This window comes from Paenibacillus taiwanensis DSM 18679 (assembly GCF_000425125.1).
GTDB classification, from domain to species: Bacteria; Bacillota; Bacilli; order Paenibacillales; family Paenibacillaceae; genus Paenibacillus_B; species Paenibacillus_B taiwanensis.
Map to the genome: position 1 here is coordinate 105,405 of NZ_AULE01000023.1, position 17,890 is coordinate 123,294.

Genomic DNA, 17,890 nt, shown 5'->3' on the forward strand with positions numbered 1-17,890 from the left:
AGGAGAGGGAAATTAAACCCGTCATAAGCAGCACCTTCTGTTTTGTCCTTGCAGGGGTTCAACCAATAGAAAGAGGAGCCTTCCGGCTTAAAGCCCAGCTCCTCTTGCTGCTTTACTTTTTCAATAACAAATAAACAAAATACGGCGCACCGATCAGGGCTACTATTATGCCTACAGGTATGCCGTCAGGCTCGGCCACGTTACGTCCAATCGTATCTGCGATGAGCAAAAGCCAGCCGCCAAGCAGAATAGCCAGCGGCAGAAACAGCTGATGTCGTGGACCAACTAGCGACTTGGCAATATGTGGAGCCATCAGCCCTACAAAGGCAATACCACCTGTTACAGATACAGCAGATGCTGCCAATGCAACGGCTGTAAGCAGCAGTACAATTCGTTCTTTCTCCATCTGCACACCAACACCGATAGCTACGGGCTCATTAAGGGCAAGCAGGTTAAGTTTGTTGGCTTTGTAGAGCGCAAACGGAATTAACACGATAAGCCAAGGCAGTAATGTCCATATAAAAGGCCAATCGGTGCCCCAAATGTTGCCTGCGAGCCACTTCGCAATAAAGTCAACCTGAATGCGTTGGGCGGAAGAGATTATTACGATCATAACTCCAGAAAGTGCGAGCGAGAAGCCGATCCCAACCAAGACTAAGCGTACAGGCTGAAGGCCTGAACTACGGCTGTATGAGAATAAATAGATCAAGCATGCGGTCAGCATCGCCCCGATAAAAGCAATTAACGGCAGCATGTAAACAAAGGACCCTGTATCAATTGGAAAATATAATACAAACAATGCAATCCCCACACCAGCGCCCGAGTTAATGCCAATGATGCCAGGGTCGGCCAGATCATTACGCGTAATACTTTGCAAAATGGCTCCAGACAAGGCGAGCGCCATACCAGCCAACAGTGTAATGATGATGCGCGGCAAGCGAATCGAGAACAAGACAAAGCTTTCTTTAAACGTACCTTGGCCAAATAAGGTAGGGAGCAGCCGGTCATATGACAGGGATGAATACCCATGTCCTAAGCCGACTACAATTGTGATGGCAATCAAGGCAGCAAGCATGAGTACAAACAAGCGTTGTCTGCGAATTAGTGAGGGCTCAATCATTAGAATCCTTTACCTCCTTTATGTACGATAAACAGGAAGAAAGGCAAGCCCATCATGGCGACAATGGCCGCTACGGGTGTCTCAAAAGGCATGTTGATCGTGCGCCCAAGCGTATCTGCCATTAACATATATGTACCGCCAACTATGGCAGTCATCGGAACGATGTATCGATAGTCTGTTCCAACGATCGTACGGACGATATGGGGCACCATCAAGCCGATAAACGCCATATTGCCAACAAGGGCTACCGAAGCGCCTGTAAGTAAAATAATAACTACAAATAAGAGCGCTTTGATAACGGACGTCTTTTGTCCAAGGCCAACGGCAACCTCTTCACTGAGACTAAGAATAGTAAGCTGTCTGGAGAGAACCATCGTAATCAAAATGCCTACAATGATAAACGGAACAATAATTTGAAGCTGGTTCCATGATGTGCCGATAACCCCGCCTGCTGTCCACATGGACACATCCTGTGAAATCTTGAAGTATATACCGATGCCCTCGGCAATGGCGTATAAGAAGGCGGATACGGCGGAACCGGCCAGCACGATTCGAAGCGGAGAGAAACCGCCTTTCTTGGCCGCGCCGATGCCAAATACCAGCAGGGCACCGGCAGCAGCACCTATAAAGCAAGCAACCGTGATGCCTAAATAGTTAACCGTTGGCAGCAGCGCAATTGTGATAGCGAGCGCGGCGTTGGCGCCAGATGTTAAGCCGAGCAGGCCAGGATCAGCCAACGGATTGCGGGTCATCCCCTGCATAATAGCGCCGGATACGGCGAGTGCGGCACCTACGGCAAGCGCGCCAACTTCGCGAGGCAACCGAATCTCGCGAAGCATCGAGATGGCGTCACCCGTTGCGCTGGGGGACGTCAGCGCGAGCCACACTTCGCGAATAGACGTGTCTGCTGCGCCTAGCATCATAGAGATGACAAACATAACGATAAATAACAAGCTAGCCGCAATCCATTTGGCTGTGTATGGGATGGAACGTTGATCAGGTGTCGTCATCAGTGTCTCATCTCTTCTGTAATAGAATAAAGGAAAAGGAATTCTTATAATAAGAATCCCTTTTCTACCTTACTTAGTTGCCTAGACTTAATTGCCAAGAAAGCTTTGCTTAAAGAACTCAAGTTGGAAGTCCAAGGTGATCGGATCGTTAAAGTAGAACTCCTTAGCATTCACTTCAAACACTTTATTATTCTTAACGGCAGCAATGTTCTTGTACGTATCGGTCTGTTGGAACGAATTGTCCGTATCTTTGCTTTTGCTGAAGATCATATAATCCCCTGCAAATTGAGGCAGTACTTCAAGCGATAGAGCGTAGTAACCTGCTTTGAGTGCCATCTCTTTAACTTTATCGGGCATTTTTAATTTCATTTCTTGATAAATAATTTCGGTTCCACGGCCCCAGTTATCGCCAAACACGTACAGTTGCTTGTCAAAGTTCTCAATAACCGACACGGTTGTATTTTCACCAATCTTCGCTTTGATGTCCGTTCCAGCTTGTTGCGCACGTTGTTTGAAATCATCGATCCAGGCTTTTGCCTCTTTTTCTTTATTTAACAGTTTGCCGATTTCCAGGTGTTGTGTCAGGTAATCGACTTTGCCGTAAGTATAGGTGACAGTTGGTGCAATTTGCTTTAATTTATCCACGTTTTTAATGGTGGACAAGCCCACAATTAGATCAGGTTGCAGCTCAATAATTTTTTCCAGGTTCTCATCAGAAACTTCTGCCACATCTTTAAGTGTTGAATCAAAGCGTGGATTCATTTTGGACCAAGAGTCGACGCCAACAAGGTTGACGTTCAAGGCCATTACATTTCCTGCAAAAGTGGACAGGACGATGACACGTTTAGGATCGGCAGGTACTTCAACAGGGCCATTTTCCGATTGATACGTTATTTTACCCGATTTGCTTGCCGTTGGGGCTGCGGCCTCTTCCTTTTTCTCAACAGGCTGATTGTTGCCGCACGCGCTAATCATAAATACGCAAAGCAGCAAAAATGGAATTAGAACTTTTTTCATTATGTTATTCTCCCTTAACTAAGTTGTAGGTGACGCACATCGGTTTATGGGTCCGCGGATCGCGGCCGATCTCCGCATCAATCTGAAATACTTCCTTGAGCACGTCACGTTTCATGACCTCTTCACAATTGCCGGCCTTGACGATCTCGCCGTCCTTCATAGCGATCATATAGTCTGCAAAGCGGGCCGCCTGATTTAAGTCATGGAGAACCATCACGATTGTGCGCTCTTGCTCGACGTTTAGCTTTTGAAGCAGCTCCAGAACTTCAAGCTGATGCGCCATATCTAAATAAGTGGTCGGCTCATCGAGAAATATTATTTCTGTCTCTTGTGCGAGTGCCATCGCAATCCATACCCGTTGTCGCTGGCCGCCTGACAAGGCGTCTACGGGACGATACTTAAAGTCTGAGGTACCCGTTACTTCAAGTGCCCATTCGATCACACCAATATCATTTTGAGTTAAACGCCCGAATCCCTTTTGATAAGGAAACCGACCGTAAGACACAAGCTCTCCGACCGTTAATCCGCTTGCGCTCTCAGGTGTTTGCGGCAGGATGGCCATTTTTTTGGCCAGCAGCTTTGTATTTTGCTGGGCAATATGAGCTCCGTCCAAGATGACGGCTCCAGATTGAAGCGGAATAATTCGAGTGATAGCTTTTAATAAAGTTGATTTTCCGCATCCATTGGCACCGATGATGGTCGTCATTTTTTTGTCAGGAATTTGGACACTGAGATCTTTGACAATGATGCGCTCACCATAACTTATGTTCAGATGATCCGTATACAAGCGAACCATGCTGTGACCTCCCAGAATCCTAGAATAAAATCAATGCTGATGCAGCCAATTTATCATTGATAATGATAATCAATATTGACTTCATTAATATAATTGTATCTTTTTATGTTGTCAATTGTTCTTGAGCATTGTAAATATTGGGGGAAAGGCGTATATTTAATTGATAATGATAATCAATACTAATATATTTCCAAAGGAGTGATATATATGGTAGACGCAGAATTGTTTGATGTAACCATTATCGGTGGGGGACCAGCAGGGCTTTTCTCTGCTTTTTATAGCGGACTTCGGGAAATGAAAACGAAATTGATTGAGTTTCAGCCGTACTTAGGTGGCAAGGTGCACGTGTACCCTGAAAAAATGATTTGGGATGTGGGCGGATTGGTGCCGACAAGTGGAGATAAATTAATAAAGCAGATGGTGGAGCAGGGACTGACGTTCCAGCCGGAAGTAGTATTAAATGAAAAAGTAGAGTCGATTACACGCAACGATGAAGGTTTGTTTGTGCTTCATGCGGCATCTGGCCGCAAGCATTATTCGAAGACGGTCATTGTAGCGATAGGCGGCGGCATATTGATGCCGCAGAAATTAGAGATTGAAGGTGCTGAGCGCTTTGAAGTGTCTAATTTAAGCTATACGGTGAAATCGCTGCTTCATTTCAAGGATAAAACGGTAGTCATTTCAGGCGGAGGCAACTCTGCAGTTGATTGGGCAAATGAGCTAGAGCCTATCGCGAAGAAGGTATATTTAACTTATCGGAAGGAAGCGTTGTCCGGCCATGAAGCACAAGTGTCCCAACTGATGAACAGCACAGTAGAATGTTTCTTTGAGACGACGATTACTAAGCTGATTGCGGGTGCGGACCATCAAACAATCGAACGAGTTGAGCTTACAAACAACAGCACAGGCGAAGTGTCGCAGCTTGAAGTTGAAGAAGTGATCATTAACCACGGATACGAGCGTGATACGGCTTTGCTGTCCAACAGCCAGTTGGATATTAAAATGGTGGAAGATTTCTACATTGCGGGTAACGCGAGCAGCGAATCTTCAATTCCAGGCTTGTACGCAGCAGGTGACATTTTGCACCATGAAGGAAAGCTGCATTTGATCGCAGGCGCATTCCAGGATGCAGCAAACGCGGTGAATAAAGCGAAGCAGTTTATCGAACCAGAAGCTCGTGGGCATGCGATGGTGTCCTCGCATAACGATTTATTCAAGGAACGCAATCGTGAACTTGTGAAGCAGATGATGAAGTGAGTATTGGTGGACGCGGTTCCGAAAGGATGCTGGTAAGGCACTTGAAAAGTGCTGCAAAGTGCCGAGAAAGTGCTGACAAGGGTGCAGATCATGTACTGGATAGCAGGATCATCATGCAGCCTTAAATATAAGAAGCCGTGCCTTTTCGATAAAGAGGCACGGCTTCTTCATGTCTTTTTTAGAAATCAAAGTTGTCTGGGTCCGGTCCGACCCGAAAATTTTGATTCAGGCTATCGATACGTGCCATTTCCTCTGCTGTGAGCGCAAAGTCGAACACGGCTGCGTTCTCGATAATACGGTGCTGCTTCGTTGATTTTGGAATCGTAACGATGCCCCGCTGTAGATCCCAACGAATAATAACTTGCGCGACCGACTTGTTGTGACCTTGCGCAATGTCCTGCAAGACCGGATGGTTGAGTAACTGCCCCTGCATCAAAGGTGACCAAGCCTCAAGCTGAATGTTATGCTCACCGCAAAACTGCTGCAACTCCTGTTGAGTCAAATACGGATGAAGCTCGACTTGATTCACCATCGGTTTTATGTCAGCCTCTCGCATCAAATCCTGTAAATGGTGGGTCTGAAAGTTGCTGACCCCAATCGCTTTGACTTTGCCTTCCTTGTATAAAGTCTCCAACGCCCGCCAAGCCTCTTTATATTTGCCTTCTACCGGCCAATGAATGAGGTACAAGTCCAAATAGGGCAGGCCGAGTCGGTTGAGGCTTGCCTCATAGGCCGCTAAAGTGGACTCATAGCCGAGATCAGCATTCCACACTTTGGAGGTTATAAACAGCTCCTCTCTTGTCACAGCACCATTTTGAATACACGCATTGATCGCTTGACCAACACTTGTTTCATTTTGATAAATAGCTGCTGTATCAATGCTGCGATAACCATGTTGTATCGCGGTAGTTACTGCGTTGACGAGATCGTCACCATCCTCGACCTTGAATACACCGATACCGAGCCAAGGCATTTGAACACCATTATATAAAGTCGTGTTAGATCGTAAATGTTGTACCATGTGTAAGCTTCCTCCTTTAAGGTTGTGCCCTTGCTGTTGCTGTAAAGATTACTTTATCGACTACTGTAAAGATTACTGTAAAGATTGCCGATACGCGCCTTTAAACGGTAGGACACGCATGAGTGATTTTAGGGATGGCGGCGTGCTTTCTTTCAAGGTGACGGCTCCATCCGGTCAGCAAGACTGCGCCCAGCACCATCAGGGCGCCTACCCAAGTCGTATGAATGAGTCCCAGTTTGTCAGCGACGACTCCACCCATGTAGGCGCCGATGGCAATACCTGCGTTAAAGGCGGCAATATTAACAGCTGAAGCCACATCAACTGCACTTGGCGCATAACGTTCAGCCAGTATTACGACGTATACTTGCAGTCCAGGCACACTCATGAATGCAAGAAATCCCATGACAATAATCGTAATTATACCCATCACTTTAAACGGAGCTGTAAATAACAGCAGCACCAGTACAATTGCCTGTAAAATAAACATATAGAATAGGGCATCAATCGGCTTGCGATTAGCCGCTTTTCCCCCGACAACATTTCCGATCGCAATAGCGACGCCGTATAACAGCAAAATGATCGTTATCGTATTTTCCCCAAATCCGGTTATATCACGCAGTAAAGGGGACAAGTAAGTGAAGACTACAAAGGTGCCTCCGTACCCAAATGCCGTAATCGTAAAAGCTAACAACAGTCGCCCGTTAGTTACAAGCTTGACTTGATCGTGAAGCGGCGTGTGTGTACCTTTACGAAGGCCAGAAGGTACAAGCAAGAGGTTAGCCAATAAGGCGACGACACCTACAGCTACGATGGCGACAAATGCAGCCCGCCATCCCAATTGTTGGCCGATGAACGTACCTATCGGAACGCCGGTAACCGTGGCGACGGTCAGTCCCGAGAACATGATCGAGATCGCACTTGCCCTGCGATGCTCGGGTACTAGAGCTGCGGCAATTGTAGAGCCGATGGACATAAAAATGCCGTGCGCAAAAGCAGAGATGACACGTGCGATCAGCAGTACAGAAATGCTATCCGCCGCTGCGGCAAGGCTATTACCGGCTATAAATACGAGCATAATCCATAGCAAGAGTGTTTTGCGTGACACACTTGAAGTCAGCGATGTTAATACGGGAGCCCCAAAAGTAACACCTAAGGCATATAAAGTAACAGTTAACCCCGACGTTGTGACGGATATATGCAGGTCTTCAGCAATACGGGGGAGCAGCCCAATGCTGATAAACTCGGTTGTTCCAATTGCAAAGGCACTTATGGCCAAGGCTAGAAGCGCCAGCGTACTTTTTTGTTGATTGATTTGCATGGCTTCCACTCCTAAGGGTTGGTTATACCGGCCGGTAAATGTTATTATGTATTATTCGAATGAAGTTGAATAGTACGTACTTTTTGGTGATATAGTGACCAAAAAGTTATATAGTTACTTTAAAGTAACATAGGCACTTCAGAGTAATGTAAGGACTTCATAGTGCTCTGATACTAGGGAAGTTCATTTTAATGGAGGCATCGATAAGTTGGTAAAAAAGTATAACATCTCTGTCGAGGCAACGCTTGAGGTCATCGGGGGCAAGTGGAAATGTGTGATCTTATGCCACCTGACGCATGGCAGAAAAAGAACAAGTGATCTGAAGCGTATTATGCCTAAGATTACGCAAAAAATGTTAACACAGCAGCTAAGAGAGTTAGAACGGGACGGTATCGTCAATCGAATCAGCTACAATCAAGTACCACCCAAAGTAGAATATGAGCTTAGTGAATATGGGTGGAGCTTAAAGCCGATTCTGGACTCGTTGTGTGCTTGGGGCAATATTCATATCATTAAAGAGTACGGAGATAAATCCTTAATGCTGGAGGACAATGGGTTAAACGACTAGGCGCTCTGTTTCTGACGCATGCAGGATAGGGTTGTGAATGTCGCTTCAGCTAGCATAAAAGAGATCTTGAAACAGATAGACGAGAATAGCTTTCGGATGTGCAAGTAGACTAGAGCTGAATTTTACAGTAGTGAAATGAGGATAGGGAATGAATAAGCCTTCTATATATGGACTAACTTTGGAGCAACTCACAATATGGCTAGCTGGTCATGGGCATAAGAAATTCCGTGCTGCGCAAGTGTGGGAATGGTTGTATCGGAAGCGGGTGACCGACTTTGCCGAGATGGTTGACGTTAACCCGGATTGCTTGCGTGTGTTGGCGGAGCACTTTGCGATTACGACCTTAAAGGAACATGTTAAGCAAGAATCCGCAGATGGCACGGTTAAGTTTCTGTTTATGTTGGAGGACGGAAATCTCATTGAGACGGTGCTGATGCGGCACAAGTACGGCTTATCTGTATGTGTAACGACGCAGGTTGGCTGCAACATCGGCTGCAGCTTCTGTGCAAGCGGGCTGCTGGCGAAGAGCCGCGATTTGTCGAGCGGCGAGATTGTAAGCCAAATCATGAAAGTTCAGCTTCACCTCGATCAAGCCAAGCAGGGGGAGAAAGTGAGTCATATCGTCGTGATGGGGATCGGCGAGCCGTTTGACAACTTTACAAATCTTGTAGACTTTATTCATGTGGTGACGGATCATAAGGGGTTAGCAATTGGTGCGAGACGGATTACCGTATCGACAAGCGGGCTGGCAGGGAAAATTAAGGAGTTTGCTGATCTCAACTTGCGGGTCAACCTTGCGATTTCTTTGCATGCGCCGAATAATGAGCTGCGGACACGCATTATGAAGATTAATCGTGCTATCCCTATTGAGAAGCTTATGCCAGCGATTCATTACTACGTGGAGCGCACGAATCAACGCATTGCGCTCGAGTATATATTGCTTAAAGATGTGAACGATCAACAAGAGCAAGCTCACGAATTAGCGGAGTTGATCAAGGACATTCGCCATGCGGTCAGCGTAAACTTGATCCCTTATAACCCGGTGGATGAACATAGTCAATACCAGAGGAGCAAGCCGGAATCGGTGCGAGGGTTCTTTGACGTATTGAAGCAGCATGGCATTAATAGTAGTATTCGGCAGGAACATGGAACCGACATCGACGCGGCCTGTGGTCAGCTGAGAAGCAAACAAATGAACGAAGAGCAGGGCACCCTTTCCGATTAGGATCAGGGTGCGCTCGCATCATAAAATTACTTGCTGCCGCAGTTCCCGATGAGACGGATTGGCATTCCAGAAGACGTTGCTAGGCTGATCACTTTTATCGCAAGTGACGATTCGCAGTGGGTGAGCGGGCAATGGATCAAGTCGGAAGGTGGATACTTTGGCAAGTAGAACTAGAGGAAGGATCGTCCCAGTGGACGATCCTTTTTGTGCGAAGGTTTCATTTTCATACCATAAATCGGGTAATTGAGGCGGTAATAACAGCAGGTTATTCCAGTTGTCGTTACATGGCAGATGATCTAATTCATAATAAGATACAGATATAGTGAGGGTGATGAGCGTTGAAGGTACATATCGATCTAAATGATAATTACGAAGAAACGACGATAACAATCCATGCCAAAGCGTGGACCGAAGAGCTAGCCGCGCTGATGAGCAAACTGCAAAGCCCTGCATCCAAGCGTCTGATGGGTATAGAGGACGAAAGGTCGATTTTGCTAGATCCTGCACATATTGATTACATTTTTGCGGAAAGCCGAAAAGTATTTGCATCTGTGGAGCAACGCAAGATAGAGCTGAAGATGAAGCTGTACGAAGTGGAGGAACTGTTGACTCCGCTTCAGTTTATGCGATTTTCCAAATCGGTTATCGGCAATATCGATTTAATTGACAGGTTTGAGTTGGCGTTTAACGGCAACCTTTGTGTCTACTTTAAATCAGGAAGCAAGGAATACGTTTCTCGCAGCTATGTAAACGCACTTAAACAGCAGTTAATTTTGGGAGGCGTCAAAAATGATTATTGATATGGTGAAACGGATATCCGTCGGGTTTTGTTACGCTGCTATTATAACGTTTATATCACTTACCGTACTAATGCTGAACGATGCGGAAGTATCCGTTCGTGTGTTGTGGCTGAATATGTTAGGCAGTATGATTATTGGCGCTTACTTCGGCCTCGCTTCTTTTATATTTACTTACGATAAATGGAGTCCGCTGAAGCAGCTAATTGTTCATTATGTGCTCTCACTAATCGTATATTTTAGTACGGCATTTCTGATTGGCTGGATTCCGCCTATCTTCACAGCACTGATGATGTCACTCGTTATTTTTAGCGCTATTTATACTCTATTCTGGTTAGGGTATCGATCTTATTACAGAAAGCAAGCCAAAGAGCTTAATGATTCGGTCAGATTTAAGTAGAGGGGGATAACGAAATGAAACATGTTCTTGAAGTAGCGGATGTAGTTAAACGATATGGCAGCAAAACGGCACTTGATCAAGTAGACGTTCACGTAAAAGAAGGAAGCTGCTTTGGGCTGCTTGGTCCGAATGGGGCGGGCAAGTCAACGCTAATGAAGCTTATGACTGGTATATTGCAGGCTGACAGTGGCATGATTCGTGCATTTGGCATGGATACACGTCATCAAATGAGCGAAATTAGACAGCGCGTTGGGTATGTACCACAGGAAATTACATTGTACGAGAAGCTGAGCGCAGTTCAGAACTTGAAATTTTTTGGGGAAATGTATGGAGTAAACGGTGCTGAACTGAAGCAGCGCATTGCACATGTTCTGGAGCAGGTAGGCTTGTCTGATCGGGCTAATGAAGCCGTAGAAACCTATTCGGGCGGGATGAAGCGTCGTATCAATTTGGCTGCGGCGCTGCTGCATCAGCCCCAATTAATTATTCTGGATGAGCCTACAGTAGGGATTGATCCACAATCGCGAAATCATATATTTGAAATGATACGGGGTCTAAAGAAGGAAGGGCTGACTCTCGTCTATTCCACTCACTATATGGAGGAAGTAGAGGCACTGTGTGACGATATCGCTATTATTGATCACGGTTCGGTCATTGCACAGGGCAGCTTGCACGAAATATTGGAGCAGCACGCCGATCAGGCTGTATATGTAGAGTCTGACTACATAACGGAACCACCACAGTTGAGCAGCATAAAGCGGGCAAGTGCTCGTGGTCGGGGCTGGGTGTTGGAGAGCGAACAACCACTACATACTTTACGTGATCTGTCTCAACTGTTTGCTGAGGCGGGTGCCCGTGTGCATGCACTCGAGCTGGTTAAGCCTTCGCTTGACCGTGTGTTTCTGAAACTGACAGGTACAGCACTGCGCGATTAATCGTTAATGCCAATATAATGTAGTGGGGAGTGGGATTATGATTCGTAGCATTTTTATAAAAGAGACGCAACTGCTGCTAAAAGATAAGGGGACCTATTTTTGGCTGTTTGTACTGCCTATTTTATTTATTGTGATGTTCTCCTCTATATTTGGAAATGCAGGTACGACAACCTATACGATTCGTTATTTTGATGCGGACGGAACGAAGGAATCCCGTCAGTTCATGGATACGCTGGCTCAAATTAAAGGATTTGAGCTGGCAGCAGATAACGAGAAGTCACTAGCTGATCAAATTCAAGCCGTGCGAGATGGCAAGCAAACATCGTTGCTTGTAATCCCGCAAGGTTACAGCCAACGCCTGCTTGGCAAGGGTGCGGCTGAAGTGGAACTGCATCGTGATGCTGCGGAGGATGCTGCCGCAGCGCCTGTCGCAGCTGTATTGGACAGTGTAACGAAGCAGTATCAGGAACATAAATTGCGGGTCGCGCTAAAGGGGACGGGGCAGAGCCAGACAGGGATTGATGCGTTGCTGACTGCCCCCATCCAAGTAAAAGATATTAAGGAAAACGTGGCTAAAGCGAATCCGGTCACGCAAATTGTACCCGGTTATACCGTCATGTTTGTATTTTTTATTATGATTACGATGATTCATAACTTTCTGCGGGATCGGGATTCAGGTATGGTGTCCCGCCTCAAAGGCACACCGCTGAAGGCACATCAATACTTGATTGGCATGTGGCTGCCCAACATGATGGTAGTACTTGTCCAATCGACGGTTCTCCTGACGTTTGGATTTATCGTATACGGCCTTCATCTAGGCGACTTGTTTGCAGTAGCGGCTGTCATTATTAGCTTGTCCATTTGCGCAACAGGAATTGGGCTAATGTTGTCGGTGCTGGTCAACAGTGTCAACACAGGGGTGGCAATCGTTCAAATTATTGCGATGGGTGGTGCCATCGTCGGAGGGCTTTGGTTTCCCTATGAGCTCTTGCCGAAGGCGGTGCAGTGGATCGGTTTATTTACGCCCCAATATTGGGCGCAGCGTGGTATGCAGGATGTCATGATTCGGGGAGCACATCTGGACGGTGTATGGATGACGATTCTTATTCTGTTGGCATTTGGGCTGGCAGGTTTGGCGGTGGCAACTGCAAGCTTTAATCGTTTTGCAGCCAAAGCTAAAAATTAAAATACGACTGAAATCGAGTACCCCCGCGACTTGCAGCCAACGGTCGGGGGGGGGGGGCTTACTTCCGAAGCGGAATAAGGACGGTTACATAGATGCTCTACTCTTTCTTCGTATTAAGCACTCCATGACGTGACTACGCATCCTGCTCCAGCCAAGCTGTTAGTTCTTTCATTTCAAATAATTGCTCAATATGGTAAACACCAGCTGGATATGGCGATTTGTTAATTGCATGAGCGACATAAGCTGCTACTCTCGCAGTCATATCTGATTGATCTTTGCCATGAAGCATACAGGCAACGGTTGACTCTATGCCTGCTCTTTGTCCTTTTGCTTTAGCCGTCACGGCGAAGTGATCTTTACCGAAGTGAAGATGGCTAAAACATTTTACGGTTGCATGTCGAACCCACGGTATTCGAAGCAGACGAGATAAGCCAGATTTACGCAGCCCTGCGACGAGAGTTGTTACTACAGACGAATCAAAGCATAAGCGTGTAGCAACGGATGGTACCCCCAAAGTATGGGGTAGTGTCTGTTGATCGGAAAAGGGGAAGCGATAGGCTCGCTTGTGTCCTCGCTTATACCCAAAATCGGTTGTTTGGCTATCCGTGAAGCTGTTGACGACCACCTTTTTATTGTTTTCGATAACTTCAAACGAAGCAGATAATTGATCCACGGTCCACTCAATGGCGGCCGTTCCATGCCGGTCCCCGAGTCCAAGCATAATGGCTAGATCAATGCTGTCTGTTTGCTCCAGCTGCTTTGAAGCTTGGAGCGCCAACAAGTTGGTCAGGCCGGGAGCAAGTCCAACGCTTAATACAGCGGTTGCGCCGTATTTCTCAGCCACCCCGCGCATCTGCTCGACCTCGACAAGAAAGGAACCGTTGGCTGAGACGTCGATATAGTGCGTCCCACTCTGGAAGCAGGCGCGGACAAAGCTGCTGTCCGCCTGATCGAGACACATTACGACCAGCTTGACGCGTGTCAGCAGCGTAGGGTCTATGGGAGCACTTATATCCAGCAGCAAGGGCTTTACTTGGCCATTTAAAGCGGTGGATAGCTGCTCTGCCTGCTTGAAATTGCGGCCCGCAGCATACACTTTGCCAGGATATAAAGCCCCCAACTGACGGCATATCGTACGGCCAACATGGCCGTAACCGCCAACTACAACAATACAATCTTTCACTGTCATGATGATGACCACCTATTCTTTGATAGCGAACCAGGCGTCAATGAGATAGGCTCCATAATAGGATGTTGGCTCTCTGAATCCTGCTTCTCTAAGAAGTGTTAATAATGTGCTAGTTGGAATGGGATCAAATTCCTTACCGAAGGAAGTTGCAAATCGCTCCCATTCCTCTATCGGAACACCGTTGTCCAGCATATGAGCTTTCCAAGCTTGCATCATAATTGTAAAGGCCTCTGTAGCAGGGCTGCCATTAATGGCGGCTATACATAAAGGCGCACCAGGTTTTAATCGTTGGGCTAGGCTGCTGAGCAGCCTAGCTTTTTCGCTCAGACCCTGTACGAAATGAAGGACAAGCAGGCAGGTAGCAGCATCATAAAGGCGTGACTGCGGTAATTGATCTACACTGCCGTGGACCAAGGTCACGGGGGGCGTTAGTGACATTGACTCCATCCGACGTGTGGCGACCTCTAGCATGCGATCCGATGGATCTAGGCCAGTGAGTTTCCAGTCAGGATGCGCACTTCCGAGTGTTACCAGTTCTTGGCCCCCGCCTGCGCCAACGATCAGCACCTCCGGCGGCTGTTGTAAAGATTGCAGCAGCACGTTCATTAGACGTGCAGTCATATCATACAGGTGATGATAACCGGGAATTTTAGCAGCTATTGTATCGATGTACCGATCTGCCCGCAAATGATTCCAGTTCATGGAAGCGTCTGATGAAGGATTCATAGGGTTGCTCCTCACGTGATTTAATATACAATAGGAATACGATTTGATCTTAATTATAAGGATTGTCATCTGTTCCACCATCCCAGATATGTGGGATTTGATGTGGACGTGCGCTGCTTATAACAAGATGATGGGAGATGAAGGCGCTATGCAGCCTTTTACGAGACGGGTTATCGAAATTGTTAAAGGTATACCCGAAGGTTCTGTTATGACGTATGGTCAAGTGGCGGAACTGGCGGGAAGCAAGCGCGGGGCAAGACAAGTTGTGCGAGTCCTTCATTCTATGAGTACGGCTTACGAGCTCCCGTGGCACAGAGTGATTAATGCCAAAGGAGAGATTGCCTTGTCGGATGATGAAGCCCGATTTAAGCAAATTGTTTATTTAAATAGTGAAGGTGTCATGCTGGATGAAGCGGGACGTATTGATCTCGTAAAATATCAAGCGAAGATGCAGTAGCGTCGGTGCGGTTATGTAATTGTCACACAGGCGGTTACGTGATCTCATATAGGTTGTTAGAACTGGCTGGTACTTGAGGCATACATCATTTTTGGCTGTAACGTGTATAATGGAAGCTAGGACTACGAGAAGGGATGAGTATATGCTGAACATTACGGAATACAGCGTGGAAATATTAAAGGATCCCTTTGGTATTTTGTCAGGCAAGCGATATGAGTTTATAGTGGATCTGGATGTTCCAGAGGATGATGAGCTCCATTCAGAGCATGGCGTATACATAAAAGCGATCTTTATGGTAGATGAAGATCAATCACGTATCGTCAAATATGATTTTTATGAACACACCACCCATCAATATTTGGACTTTGATATGGAGCCTGAAGAGGAAGCTGCGTTAGCAGATTTCTGCAAGGCGCATACTGGAGACGCAGAGTAACAGGCAGTCGGGTACATTGTGCCATCTAAATGTGTCACCTAAAGAGGAAGCTGGTTCCCACGCGTATTTTTACGTACAGGGAACTGGCTTTATTCTTTGAGTTATGTAATTCCGCTCTACAATTGTTTAAGCGATTTCACAATTAACCCTCCCAATCCCGCTCCAATTTAAATATAATGAAGGCAGTGTTATATTTTTCCTGACTTTCAGTCACATCTTACAATTGAATAAGCAGAGAATGTTCTATATTAATCAATGGGTAATAGCTGAGGGGGAAGCCGTAATGAAGCTGCAATTTGAAGGAAATGTAAGCGATCTGCGTGCTGGTATTGAACTGCTCGCGAAGGAAATTCAATTCGTGGAAGCGCAAGATGGTATTCCTGTCCTTGTCGAATCCTCGTCTGGTACGCTGGAAGTTGGTTTGGATCAGGGCAAAGGGTACATACGTTACGGACATAAGCATCAATTTTTTAGAGGACTGGGGCTGTTTGTGCAGCATGCTCGCAAGGGTCTACCGTTCCAGCATAGGGAGACGCAGCAATTTGATACGGTGGGTCCTATGTTCGACCTGTCTCGTAATGCGGTGCTGACGCTGGACAGCTTTAAATTTATGCTGCGTAAGATGGCATTAATGGGCATGAATACAGTCATGTTGTACATGGAAGACACCTACGAAATTGGCGAAGAGCCTTACTTTGGTTATATGCGAGGACGGTACTCGCCAGCGGAGCTGCGTGAAATTGACGATTACGCTGATCAATTTGGCATTGAGGCATTTCCTAGCATTCAGACACTTGCACATTTGGAGGAGTTTCTGAAGTGGGAGCCTGTCAAAGAGTACAAGGATACTAAGGGAGCACTGTTGGTCGGGGACCAGAAGACAGATCAATTGGTGGAACGCATGATAGATGCTGCAAGTGCTCCGTTCCGCAGTCGTAAGATTCATATCGGGATGGATGAAGCGGAGGAGCTTGGCCGCGGCAAATATTTGGACCTTAACGGGTTTACGAGCCGCTTTGATATTATGACGGCGCATCTGGATAAAGTGTTGGATATTGTACGGCGTCGTGGCTTAAAGCCCTTGATGTGGAGCGACATGTTTTTAAAATTTGCTTCAACCGACGGCAGCGAGCATTACGATACAGAAACTCAAATTCCAGCAGAAATGGCGAGTCGTATCCCAAAAGATGTAGACATGGTGTATTGGGATTATGTGCACACGGAGCGAGAGGATTATGAGAAGCTGATCGCGAAGCATCGTCCACTGGGCTGCAATCTGGTGTTTGCCGGAGGCGTATGGGTGTTTAACACCTTTGGAGTTAATTACGGCTTGTCTCTTAACGCGACAGACATCGCCTTGCAGGTGTGCAAGGAACAGGGCATACGCGAGGTTTACGCGACTATGTGGGGTGATGACGGTATGGAAAGCAATCCGTATATTGCCCTGTACGGATTGCAATTCTATGCGGAGCATGCGTATGCAACTGGCAAACTGGACGACGCACAACTTGCGGAGCGGGTGAAGTTCTGCACAGGGATTGATGCCGATGCCTATTTGCAGCTCAAATATTTGGACGAGACGCCAGGTGCTGAACCGGACAATCGCAAGCAGAGCAATCCTTCCAAGTTCCTGCTCTATCAGGATGTGCTGCTTGGTTTATTCGACAAGCAGATTGAAGGACTTGATATTGCGCAGCACTATGCGCAATTAGAGCAGCGAATTCGCAGCAGCCGCGTTCAGGAGGCTGAACTGGATTATATATTCGAGGTACCAGAGAAGCTGTGCGGCGTTCTGAAGCGTAAGAGCGAGATTGGCATCGCCCTGAAGCAGGCGTATGACGCCAAGGACCACGATACGCTGCGACATATCGCCGTGGAAGTGCTGCCTCAGATAACGGAGGCCGTACAGGCGCTGCGGGCCGCTCACCGGACCCAATGGCTGCGTATGTTTAAGCCATTCGGCTGGGAAGTGATTGATATCCGGTATGGAGGCATCGTAAATCGCCTGGATACAGCTTCTATGCGGCTGCTTGATTATACAGAGGGACGGATCGGACAGATCGAGGAGTTGGAACAAGAGCGGTTATTGTACAGCTCGTCCAACCGATTTAATCAAAAGGGCTTGGGCTGGTGCAGCTATTATTATCGGATGGCATCACCAAATGTGTTCTTCCATGTGTTAAATCCCTTTTAAATGAAAAAAGCGGCAGCGCTCTTCTGTAGCTAAATTAAAGAAAAGACGTCCCACATGGTGTTATCTGGACCATCTGTCGTGAGGACGTCTTTTCCCTGCGTGTATCATGTATAGGCTTGAGTCCGCTCAACCATAATGAAAGAGCCTATGCGGCATTCCTGTACGTTATACATAGTGTTATGTGGTATGCCTACTGGTAGAACTAACGGTGAGCGAGTGGAGCTAATAGGCAGACCGA

At 46.8% G+C, this 17,890-nt stretch carries 19 protein-coding genes; 11 read left to right on the forward strand and 8 right to left on the reverse strand.

Features of this window, described 5'->3' with window-relative positions:
• Positions 1-112: 112 nt before the first annotated feature.
• From H509_RS0102695 to H509_RS0102710, 4 genes are all read right to left on the reverse strand, one after another.
• Positions 113-1,120 carry a FecCD family ABC transporter permease gene (locus H509_RS0102695; protein WP_028543710.1) on the reverse strand — a complete coding sequence of 336 codons (1,008 nt, stop codon included), beginning with the start codon at positions 1,118-1,120 and terminating at the stop codon, positions 113-115.
• On the reverse strand, positions 1,120-2,130 hold the full coding sequence (locus H509_RS0102700) for a FecCD family ABC transporter permease (RefSeq protein ID WP_028543711.1): 1,011 nt from the start codon (positions 2,128-2,130) through the stop codon (positions 1,120-1,122). The genes H509_RS0102695 and H509_RS0102700 overlap by 1 nt, the downstream gene beginning before the upstream one ends.
• 87 nt (positions 2,131-2,217) lie before the next feature.
• Positions 2,218-3,147: an iron-hydroxamate ABC transporter substrate-binding protein gene (locus H509_RS0102705; protein WP_028543712.1), complete on the reverse strand. Its 930-nt coding sequence runs from the start codon at positions 3,145-3,147 to the stop codon at positions 2,218-2,220.
• A gap of 4 nt (positions 3,148-3,151) precedes the next feature.
• Positions 3,152-3,943, reverse strand: a complete 792-nt coding sequence (locus tag H509_RS0102710; RefSeq protein WP_028543713.1) for an ABC transporter ATP-binding protein — start codon at positions 3,941-3,943, stop codon at positions 3,152-3,154.
• A gap of 207 nt (positions 3,944-4,150) precedes the next feature.
• Here H509_RS0102710 and H509_RS0102715 point away from each other — a divergent pair, with 207 nt between their 5' ends.
• Positions 4,151-5,200, forward strand: a complete 1,050-nt coding sequence (locus H509_RS0102715) for an NAD(P)/FAD-dependent oxidoreductase (RefSeq protein WP_028543714.1) — start codon at positions 4,151-4,153, stop codon at positions 5,198-5,200.
• Between the two features lie 178 nt (positions 5,201-5,378).
• Here H509_RS0102715 and H509_RS0102720 read toward each other — a convergent pair whose 3' ends face one another.
• Entirely contained in the window at positions 5,379-6,221 is an 843-nt protein-coding gene (locus H509_RS0102720) for an aldo/keto reductase (protein WP_028543715.1), read from the reverse strand.
• Between the two features lie 100 nt (positions 6,222-6,321).
• Complete coding sequence (locus tag H509_RS24065) at positions 6,322-7,539, reverse strand: MFS transporter (RefSeq protein WP_051286773.1); 1,218 nt, start codon at positions 7,537-7,539, stop codon at positions 6,322-6,324.
• Between the two features lie 208 nt (positions 7,540-7,747).
• Between H509_RS24065 and H509_RS0102730 the strand changes: the two genes are divergently transcribed.
• The 7 genes from H509_RS0102730 (at position 7,748) to H509_RS0102760 (ending at position 12,650) form a co-directional block, all read left to right on the forward strand.
• Positions 7,748-8,107, forward strand: coding sequence for a winged helix-turn-helix transcriptional regulator (locus H509_RS0102730; protein WP_281169716.1), 360 nt, complete (start codon positions 7,748-7,750; stop codon positions 8,105-8,107).
• 148 nt (positions 8,108-8,255) lie between these two features.
• Complete coding sequence (rlmN, locus tag H509_RS0102735; protein WP_028543717.1) at positions 8,256-9,332, forward strand: dual-specificity RNA methyltransferase RlmN; 1,077 nt, start codon at positions 8,256-8,258, stop codon at positions 9,330-9,332.
• A 48-nt stretch (positions 9,333-9,380) separates the two neighbouring features.
• Entirely contained in the window at positions 9,381-9,500 is a 120-nt protein-coding gene (locus H509_RS27070) for an SDR family oxidoreductase (protein ID WP_084159071.1), read from the forward strand.
• A gap of 170 nt (positions 9,501-9,670) precedes the next feature.
• A complete protein-coding gene (locus H509_RS0102745; RefSeq protein ID WP_028543719.1) occupies positions 9,671-10,132 on the forward strand; it encodes a LytTR family DNA-binding domain-containing protein in 462 nt (153 codons plus the stop codon).
• Positions 10,122-10,529: a DUF3021 domain-containing protein gene (locus tag H509_RS0102750; protein ID WP_028543720.1), complete on the forward strand. Its 408-nt coding sequence runs from the start codon at positions 10,122-10,124 to the stop codon at positions 10,527-10,529. The genes H509_RS0102745 and H509_RS0102750 overlap by 11 nt, the downstream gene beginning before the upstream one ends.
• A gap of 14 nt (positions 10,530-10,543) precedes the next feature.
• Complete coding sequence (locus H509_RS0102755; protein ID WP_028543721.1) at positions 10,544-11,464, forward strand: ABC transporter ATP-binding protein; 921 nt, start codon at positions 10,544-10,546, stop codon at positions 11,462-11,464.
• A gap of 37 nt (positions 11,465-11,501) precedes the next feature.
• Complete coding sequence (locus tag H509_RS0102760) at positions 11,502-12,650, forward strand: ABC transporter permease (RefSeq protein ID WP_028543722.1); 1,149 nt, start codon at positions 11,502-11,504, stop codon at positions 12,648-12,650.
• Between the two features lie 133 nt (positions 12,651-12,783).
• On the opposite strand, the gene H509_RS0102765 is transcribed toward H509_RS0102760, so the two are convergent.
• Entirely contained in the window at positions 12,784-13,839 is a 1,056-nt protein-coding gene (locus H509_RS0102765) for a saccharopine dehydrogenase family protein (protein WP_036695951.1), read from the reverse strand.
• A gap of 12 nt (positions 13,840-13,851) precedes the next feature.
• Positions 13,852-14,565 carry a class I SAM-dependent methyltransferase gene (locus H509_RS0102770; RefSeq protein ID WP_028543724.1) on the reverse strand — a complete coding sequence of 238 codons (714 nt, stop codon included), beginning with the start codon at positions 14,563-14,565 and terminating at the stop codon, positions 13,852-13,854.
• Between the two features lie 148 nt (positions 14,566-14,713).
• On the opposite strand from H509_RS0102770, the gene H509_RS0102775 reads away from it, so the two are divergent.
• The 3 genes from H509_RS0102775 to H509_RS0102785 all read left to right on the forward strand — a co-directional run bounded on the left by H509_RS0102775 (position 14,714) and on the right by H509_RS0102785 (position 17,652).
• A complete protein-coding gene (locus H509_RS0102775) occupies positions 14,714-15,022 on the forward strand; it encodes an MGMT family protein (protein ID WP_028543725.1) in 309 nt (102 codons plus the stop codon).
• 142 nt (positions 15,023-15,164) lie between these two features.
• Complete coding sequence (locus H509_RS0102780; RefSeq protein ID WP_028543726.1) at positions 15,165-15,458, forward strand: DUF6509 family protein; 294 nt, start codon at positions 15,165-15,167, stop codon at positions 15,456-15,458.
• A gap of 283 nt (positions 15,459-15,741) precedes the next feature.
• Complete coding sequence (locus tag H509_RS0102785) at positions 15,742-17,652, forward strand: beta-N-acetylhexosaminidase (protein ID WP_028543727.1); 1,911 nt, start codon at positions 15,742-15,744, stop codon at positions 17,650-17,652.
• Positions 17,653-17,890 lie beyond the last annotated feature (238 nt).